Annotated in this window: 9 protein-coding genes; 3 read left to right on the top strand and 6 right to left on the bottom strand. The window is 34.5% G+C overall.

Features of this window, described 5'->3' with window-relative positions:
- From V7014_RS13565 to V7014_RS13575, 3 genes are all read right to left on the bottom strand, one after another.
- On the bottom strand, positions 1-859 hold an 859-nt coding region (locus V7014_RS13565; protein WP_335507982.1), incomplete at its 3' end, for a phosphotransferase enzyme family protein.
- 32 nt (positions 860-891) lie between these two features.
- Positions 892-1,746 (bottom strand): MBL fold metallo-hydrolase, encoded by an 855-nt coding sequence (locus V7014_RS13570; protein ID WP_335507983.1) that lies wholly within the window; start codon positions 1,744-1,746, stop codon positions 892-894.
- A 58-nt stretch (positions 1,747-1,804) separates the two neighbouring features.
- On the bottom strand, positions 1,805-3,484 hold the full coding sequence (locus V7014_RS13575; protein WP_335507984.1) for an ABC1 kinase family protein: 1,680 nt from the start codon (positions 3,482-3,484) through the stop codon (positions 1,805-1,807).
- Positions 3,485-3,627: 143 nt separating this feature from the next.
- On the opposite strand from V7014_RS13575, the gene V7014_RS13580 reads away from it, so the two are divergent.
- Positions 3,628-3,858, top strand: a complete 231-nt coding sequence (locus V7014_RS13580) for a hypothetical protein (RefSeq protein ID WP_335507985.1) — start codon at positions 3,628-3,630, stop codon at positions 3,856-3,858.
- Between the two features lie 88 nt (positions 3,859-3,946).
- On the opposite strand, the gene V7014_RS13585 is transcribed toward V7014_RS13580, so the two are convergent.
- The gene (locus V7014_RS13585) at positions 3,947-5,089 is read right to left on the bottom strand and encodes an MFS transporter (protein ID WP_335507986.1); all 1,143 of its coding nucleotides are present in this window, start codon (positions 5,087-5,089) and stop codon (positions 3,947-3,949) included.
- Between the two features lie 89 nt (positions 5,090-5,178).
- On the opposite strand from V7014_RS13585, the gene yeiL reads away from it, so the two are divergent.
- On the top strand, positions 5,179-5,850 hold the full coding sequence (gene yeiL, locus V7014_RS13590) for a transcriptional regulator YeiL (protein ID WP_335507987.1): 672 nt from the start codon (positions 5,179-5,181) through the stop codon (positions 5,848-5,850).
- Positions 5,851-5,982: 132 nt separating this feature from the next.
- On the opposite strand, the gene V7014_RS13595 is transcribed toward yeiL, so the two are convergent.
- Together V7014_RS13595 and V7014_RS13600 are read right to left on the bottom strand one after the other, a co-directional pair.
- Positions 5,983-6,768, bottom strand: a complete 786-nt coding sequence (locus V7014_RS13595; protein ID WP_335507988.1) for a GNAT family N-acetyltransferase — start codon at positions 6,766-6,768, stop codon at positions 5,983-5,985.
- Between the two features lie 132 nt (positions 6,769-6,900).
- The gene (locus tag V7014_RS13600; protein ID WP_335507989.1) at positions 6,901-7,224 is read right to left on the bottom strand and encodes a DUF2680 domain-containing protein; all 324 of its coding nucleotides are present in this window, start codon (positions 7,222-7,224) and stop codon (positions 6,901-6,903) included.
- Between the two features lie 183 nt (positions 7,225-7,407).
- Here V7014_RS13600 and V7014_RS13605 point away from each other — a divergent pair, with 183 nt between their 5' ends.
- Positions 7,408-7,992, top strand: coding sequence for a YdhK family protein (locus V7014_RS13605; RefSeq protein ID WP_335507990.1), 585 nt, complete (start codon positions 7,408-7,410; stop codon positions 7,990-7,992).
- The last annotated feature ends 93 nt before the right edge of the window (positions 7,993-8,085 follow it).

The following is an 8,085-nucleotide window of genomic DNA, read 5'->3' on the forward strand; positions in this document are numbered from 1 at the left end:
TATTTAAAATATCTTTATATTTTTTTAATAAGAGAATATCTGCATACGTTTTAATAAATCTTTTTTCCTCATTTAGTAGAGGTCTAATAGACTGATATCCTTCCACGATATTAAGAAAAGTTTGCGGAGCGAAACTCAAAAGGGTTACAGCTAAATCATGTATGTAGAAGCCAAATCCACAATGATCAAAATCAAATAGAGTAAACCCTTGCTCTCTACAAAAGTGTATATTAGATGGATTAAGGTCTCCGTGGACTAGACCAAATGTTAATCGATTAATTGGCATCTCCAGTAGTTCTTCTATCCAACTATCTGCTTTTTCTTGAAAGAAAGATACGCTTCCTAGTTGATATAAGCTCGTATAGTATTCAATTTCCTGAAGTGGTTCCACAATAAGATGATGGACATCTAGTGTATAGCGTGAGTAACAGGAGGTAAAACCCTTTGATACTTCATGCATTCTAGCAATAGTTTCACCTAACAGATAAGCTTGTGTGCAAGATAATCCATATTGTAAAGGAGTTCCTTTCGCAAAAGTAAACATTGATACATATCGTATATCCGTAAGTCGTTCCAATGTAACTAATGTTTTATTGGAACGACTTACAATAGGAATAGATACAGGAATAGCCATCTCATTTAAATATAGGAGATAATCTAATTCGAAAAGTAGATCGTTAGCATTTTGAATATAGTGTTTTTTATTTACATACACCCTAAAAATGTACTTGTTCGAATCGGTTTTAATAAAATAATGATCGTTAAAACTTCTTCTTAGGTATAAACATTCCGTTACCACCATATCGTAGTTTTTATGAATAAAGGTAGATATCAACTCTTCATGTAGCTTCTCATTCATATAAAAACCTCCATATTAATGATACCTAGATCCTACACACTTACTATTTGCGTATCAAATGCAAATTCGACATTTAAACCCGATGCCTTTAACTTTTTTTCTACTTCTTTGAAATCACTAAAGCTTAATCCATTAAGTTCCTCGATATGAGTTAAGTAAACTTTTTTAGCCTTTAGTACTTTAATTACTTCTAATGTCTCTTCAAAAGTAGCTTCCTCTTTTAAAATAGGATGGTCACTAGATAATAACCGTTCTCCCGTTAATGGATGAAACTCAAAAATGCCAACAGGTAAGATTACTAAATCGAGCCCAACCATTGAATGATCAGGTATCCAATTATTTAATTCATCAACAGCGATTAACACTCTTTTGTTTTGATGCTCTAATAAAAAAGCATAAACATAATTTTCAGCTAATCGGAATGGTGAAATTTTAATTCCATTCAAATCGAAACTCTCTCCATCCACTAACTCCTTTATGTTAGCAAAACCTTGTTGTTTGAAAAAATCCAAATGCTCTCTACTTCCAAGAAAAGTATTGAAGTCTTCTCCTACTTGTTCAGGTAAATAAACATTCATCTCCTTATTTTGAGGAGGATTGTTAAACCAATCGACACTTAATGATTCAATAACTCTTCTCCCCATCACGTGATCAGGATGCCAATGTGAGTATATAATTCCGTCTATTTGCTCAATGGTTGAACGATTAATTTGCGCATAAATATCTTCTGGTGTATCAATCAATAAATTAGCACCATGTACGAATAAACTTGGTCCCATCCGACTAAATGGAATACCTTTCGTTCTAGCTTCTGAGCAAATCTCGCACTGACATAATGGTCTTGGTATCGCCATTGCTCCCCCAGTTCCTAAAAACTCAAATTTCATTTCAACATACCCCTTTCACTCTTTTTAAAAATCTACCAGAATAATAAAACAATAAATCTTATACTCTCCGCTTTTCATGCATATACTTCATCCACTTCTTCTGTCTATAGCTGCATGATATATATCCAATTGACGTGATCGCACTTAAACTAATGGATAGATACCAAATAAGCGTATGTGAAGTATAGAGTGCTGCTGCAATTCCTACTAGCCCTAGTAAAAGTAATTGAAAGAATCGTTTTTTATTATTTTCATATATCGTAAATTGAAAGTTTCGTCTTTGTTCTATTTCCTTTAATTGCTCCAATTTTTTTGGTGTATCAAGAAATTCTGTAATCGAATGAAAAACCTTAAAAACAGGTTGTGATTGTAGCCATTGCCATACAAATTGCCACTTATTATTTCCTTGATTTTGTAACCACTCCATAAACACAGGTTTTCCAATGTCCAGGATTTCTTCCTCTGGAGTTAAATGAAGAATAATTCCTTCAATGGTTATGAACGAGCGACCTAAAAAGACAAATCTCGTTGGGACTTGAATTGGCAAGGCTTTTATTAAATCATTCATTTCTAATTTCATTGCCATTAAATCCACTTCTTTTAATTGAGCAGGTTGAATGGAAAGAAATTCTGCTAGCAATCGCTCAATCGTGCTAGAATCAGCCTCAGGAAGCAAGAATCCTAAATGGTATAAACAATCTACAGCTTTCTCGTAATTTTTAGAAAGGAAGCTTTCAATTAATGCTTGAAAATAGGACGCATCTTTTTTCGTAATTTCCCCAATCATTCCAAAATCAAGTAAGATTATTTTCCCTTCTTTAGATAGAAGTACATTTCCTGGATGTGGATCAGCATGAAACATCCCCGGCTCAAGCCATTGAGGGAGGAACACTTTAATAAGCCTTTGTGCTAATTCCTCACGATTCATGTCCATTTGATCTAAAGCTTCCATATTGGTCAGTCGTACACCTTCCATCCACTCCATTACCAGCACATTTGATGTACTTAGTTCAGCATGAACATTAGGGATTTGAACAATCTCCATCTCTTTAAAGCGCTCTTGAAATACAAGAATAGTATTAAGTTCTTTTGCATAGTCCAGCTCTTGAAGAATTACTTGCTTAAGTTCCTTAAACAAGACGTTTAAATTGATGAATCCTTTAGGAATTGGAGCGAAATGATGCGCAAACCATATGACGATACTTAAAATACGGAAATCCGTTTGGACTACCTTATCAATATAAGGTCGTTTTACTTTAATCGCAACTTCTGTTCCATCTTGCCTTACTCCTTTATATACTTCTCCAATAGATGCCGATGCAATAGCTGTTTTTTCTATAGAAAGAAAGTGTTGATGCAGAGATGTTCCCCATTCCTTTTCAAGTATGGTTTGAATTTCATTCCAGTCAGAAGGAGGAACTTGATCAGTAAGATCTTCAATTTGACGAATAAATGCTTCCGGTAGCAAATCAGCACGAGTACTTAGAATCTGACCGATTTTAATGAGCAAACCTTCCAATTCAAATAATGTTTTCCGGAAACGTTCCCCTATCCGACCCCAAAGATGTTCCCAATCTTCCTTTGGTTTTTTTCGAATTCGATACCAATACAATTGAAGGAAGATACTGAAAAACATAGAAAGTACCTTCGACATACGAACTAGCTTATTTCTTGTTTTCATAACCTCTTCTCTCTTTCTATAATTAATAGTTTGGGCATCATTCCATTTTTGCCACATCTATTTTCTCCTTATTTTTACAGTATCACATAGCTTTTCCTTTGTGTATGAACTTTCTGTTTGGGTATTATATGTCTTTCATAGAATCATTTAAAATATTTATATGTACTACAAAGGTACTATAAGAGAAGGAGTTTACTTTAATGCTAGAGCCAAGCCTAAAAATAACAAAAATATGGGAAGATGTTGATTTTTTTGAAATAAAAATGAAGTGGAAAGGAATATCATGCAGTGCAATCATAGACATATACATTACAAATGAATCACTTGAAGAATTCAGAAATGAGATTATAGAGTTCTCATCATTTACAAAAGATGAGTTTAACACAAAGGTAGTTTCTTATCCTTATTCGAACATTGATTTTCTCAACTAACCTACTCAGTATTTCAAAACAAAAAAATGGCTGCTTTTGAGCAACCATTTAATGCGTTAATTTCCCCATTTATACAATTTCCTACTTTTTAAGAACGCACTCGAAGGCGTAAAGATAGGAAAAGTGCTGGTATAGTACAAATAATCATTCCTAAAAATGCGTAGCCCGGTGTAATTTCGTATAATGCTCCACCTAACAATGTTAAAATGGCCGTACTCCAGCTTAGTGCTAATGCGGAGTATATGCCTTGCGCATTCGGAATTTGTGCTTTCGGCAACTTTTGCGTGATGTAGAGAATAAATGCGTAATGAGCAACACCGAATGATAAGGCATGTAAGCTTTGTGAGATGACGAATACCCAAATATTTGGAAAGAAAGCAACAAGTAGCCATCGCAAAGTAGATCCTGCTGCAGATAATACAAGTAATGAAGCAGGCTTCCACTTCGCGAATACATTGTCTGCTTTAGCAAAGTAGATAATTTCAAACACTACTCCTATATTTATAATCATCCCTATAAAATATTTAGATACACCTAAATCCTGCAAATAAATATAACCGTAATTATAATAAGAAGCATGAGCCCCTTGCAGCAAAACAACGATTAAAAGGACTAGCGGAAATCCTTTTACATTCCATAGGCTACGTATTGATAAGACTGATTTCTTCTTCTCTGGCTTTACCAATAAGACTTGTGGTGTCGCTACTAAACTTAGCATGAGCAGCATAGCAACAAGACCTGCAATCATTCCCCATAGAATCGCTGAATCTCCAAAGTAGCCTGTAATAACACTAAGAATAAGAACTGAAATAATAAAACCAATCGAACCATATGAACGACTTCTGCCGTAATGAAGATTTCCGTGCTGCACTAATATGCCTGCTGTACTATCGAGAGCTGGCAAAAGTGCTGGATAAAACACACTAAATAACAGTGTAACAACAAACAGCGATGTAAACGAGTTTGCAGGTATGTAAAGAAGTGCTGCGAGAAGTGCCCCTACTGTCAAAATGACGATGACTATTTTATTACTCCAACGACTAGAAGCTAGCGGAAATGCAAATAACGTTGAAGCGCCACGAGCAACAAGACCGAAGCTCATTATTAAACTCGCTTCCGCTACACTCAAGCCTTTTGCATCAATGAGCCACCCTGTCCAGTAAGGTAAAAAGACTCCCCACGTCATAAAAAATGTAAAAAAGTTTTGCGACATCCATCGCTGATTATTCATGTTAATCCCTCCGTACTCATTGCATCATAGCACGGTTTTTTCTACAATAATATGAGATATCTCATATTTTTCATTTATTGGAGGCAAAAATGAATATAATACCTGAGCCTAGCCGCAGTACATATATCGAGAAAAATCCAATTCAGTCGTTCTTTTCATTTCCAATTACCGAGCACATTCAAGTGCACCAATTTGAACGAGGAGAATTTATTATCCGAGAAGGTTCATGTCCAAAATATTTGTATTATCTTGTCGAAGGAAAAGCAAAAATCTATTTCACACATGGAAATGGCAAAGTCTCACTCATAAATTTTATCCAACCAGGAACATTTATTGGTGAAATGGAGTTATTACACGAAACGTATTATTCAAAAGGTATTCAAACAGCGACAAGAGCAGTCTGCTTTGCGATCCCTTTTCACACTTGTAAAGATGAATTATTAAACGATGCTACATTTCTCAAATACTTATGCACATTTCTCAGTAACAAGATAACGGTTGTATCAGCGAAATATACACAAAGTCTCGCTTATCCTCTTGAAAATCGACTTGCAGGATTTATCTTGCTTTCAGCTGATGATCATTTTTACAAAGAAAAACACAAAGAGGTATGTGAATATTTAGGCGTCTCATACCGTCACTTACTCCATGTATTCGCACAATTCTTAAAAGAAGGCTATATTGAAAAAGAAGGTCGTGGATATGTCATTAGAAATGAAGCAAAACTACAGCTACTAGCCACAACTATCCATTTACCATAAGTGTCATAGTATTTTCACGGCTTCAGTTATAAATTTTAGACTCAAATAGCATTAATTGGTGGAGGATTTCTTTCACCCTCCGCCAATTATTATTAGTCTAGCTAACTCTGAATAAATAAATTCCTTAGTTCACTAAGATTCTTGTATTTCCTTAATACTTCTTCCTCCTAAAAATGCGTGACCCGTCTGCAATTTTGCAACTGTGTTAAATCCATATTTTCGATATACTTTTTCGATTTTTTCGTTAATTGGAAACACCCAAAGCTTGTGCAAATCTTTATGTACGACTTCTCTTTGAATATGTTGAATAAGCTCTCCAATTAAGCCTCTTCCGCGAAATTCTTCTAAAGTGGCGACACTTTCCATCCGTGCTTGATTTTCATGTATGAAAATACAAGCAGTCGCACAAGCTATGCCATTGTATCGAAGTAGATAATGAGTAAATTGGGAATGATGAAACTCTTGAGCAAATGCTTTCTCTCTAACATCTTTACTACCAAACTCTTTAATACTACATTCAATTTTAAGAGCTTCATCATAGTTTTGTTTTGTCACTACTTCAATGGTTACTAGCTTATTCTTTTCTATATTAGAAATTTCATCATTCCATAATTGGACAGGTGCAACTAACTCTTCAAAATCAAAATGATTCTCTATTAAATACGAAATGAGCTCTTGCTGTTGATCTATATTATACATATAAAATCTTGGAATAATTCCTTTCGACTTATAATAACTAACCACTTCATTCATTACTAATTCTGGATTATTACAGCATTCATGTATATGTGCATGGTTTGCATCATAATAGTTTGGTTGTTCCTCGTTACAAAATAGTGTTCCCCAAGCTGTGTCTTTACGGTTCGTAAACGTTTCTAAATAAGCAAAATCTAATTGTAAAATATCTCGTAAGTCCATATAATTTAACCTCATTTATCTTATTCTGAGCCAAAGTGACTTTAATTATTGTAGGATAAATAAGGAAATGAGTAAATTATTCGAATAATAAGAAAGAAGTCAGTACTTAGCCACTGACTTCTTTTATTAACCTCATCTGTGCGTATTTCTCTTATTAAAGTGATGATGATTCGGCACTTGAAATCCCATTTCTTCCATCTTCTTAAACTTATGATCAAAACGGCTAATTAACTTGTCGCCATCCTCTTTAGACAATTGCCCGTATTCTACATATTTGCTAATTAATTTCTTCTTTTGCTCCAGAATATTTTTCTGAATGGCTTTTACTTCAGCTTGTTGTTCACTTGTTAACTGTACTTTCTTCTCAACATTCTGCTTTTCTTCTGCTGAAGACATATGCGTAAAACTCAAACTAAATAGAGCGGCAATCAAAATAGACAATATGACTTTATGCATTCTTCTAAACCCCCTTCATTTATTGAAGTTATTTTTTTCATTTTCAGTAAAAATATACATTTATACATGTTTTAAATTCATGGATTCATACATACTTTTAGAATCAGTACATAATAAATGTTTCAAATATGTAAATGAGGGAAAAGCGTAATCAACAATACTTATTTACTTGGAGGTTATAAAATGAAAAGTTCAATTATTAAAATTGGCTTAGTTTCCATCCTTTCAGTATTTATGTTGGTAGCATGCGGAGATAACAACGACGATAAAAATAACGCCAAGGAGCATGTGAATCCCACTGAAAATACTGATAATAATAACAATCACGAGGATATGAACCACGATGAATCTGGTGATATTCCTGATGAATTGAAACAAGCCGAGAATCCAAAATATAAAGTTGGAAGCAAGGTCGTAATCAATACAGATCATATGGAAGGCATGAACGGAGCTGAAGGAATAGTTGTTGGAGCATATGACACAACGGTTTACTCTATCACTTACACTCCAAAGACAGGTGGCGAACCTGTTAAAAATCACAAATGGGTCATTCAAGAAGAAATTGAAAATGCAGGAAATAATAAAGTTGAACCTGGAACAGAAGTCACTTTAGATGCCGAACATATGAAAGGCATGGAAGATGCAAAGGCAGTTATTGATACAGCTAAAGAGACTACTGTTTATATGGTTGATTACAAGCCAACTACTGGTGGAGATGAAGTAAAGAACCATAAATGGGTAACAGAAGATGAACTTTCTGCAAAATAAGAAAAGCGTAAGCACCCGTTTTGCTCCGTATCTTCTTTCGCCCTTCGACTGAGATAAAGGAAACACGAAGAGCTGTTAAGCGATTCGATTGTC

It is taken from the genome of Bacillus sp. JJ722 (assembly GCF_036963345.1).
GTDB lineage: Bacteria > Bacillota > Bacilli > Bacillales > DSM-1321 > Bacillus_AD.

Bases quoted from the DNA above. Each gene is read 5' to 3' on its own strand.
- V7014_RS13570 (WP_335507983.1), bottom strand. From the start codon at position 1,746: ATGAAATTTGAGTTTTTAGGAACTGGGGGAGCAATGGCGATACCAAGA.
- V7014_RS13575 (WP_335507984.1), bottom strand. From the start codon at position 3,484: ATGTGGCAAAAATGGAATGATGCCCAAACTATTAATTATAGAAAGAGA.
- V7014_RS13580 (WP_335507985.1), top strand. From the start codon at position 3,628: ATGCTAGAGCCAAGCCTAAAAATAACAAAAATATGGGAAGATGTTGAT.
- V7014_RS13585 (WP_335507986.1), bottom strand. From the start codon at position 5,089: ATGAATAATCAGCGATGGATGTCGCAAAACTTTTTTACATTTTTTATG.
- yeiL (WP_335507987.1), top strand. From the start codon at position 5,179: ATGAATATAATACCTGAGCCTAGCCGCAGTACATATATCGAGAAAAAT.
- V7014_RS13595 (WP_335507988.1), bottom strand. From the start codon at position 6,768: ATGGACTTACGAGATATTTTACAATTAGATTTTGCTTATTTAGAAACG.
- V7014_RS13600 (WP_335507989.1), bottom strand. From the start codon at position 7,224: ATGCATAAAGTCATATTGTCTATTTTGATTGCCGCTCTATTTAGTTTG.
- V7014_RS13605 (WP_335507990.1), top strand. From the start codon at position 7,408: ATGAAAAGTTCAATTATTAAAATTGGCTTAGTTTCCATCCTTTCAGTA.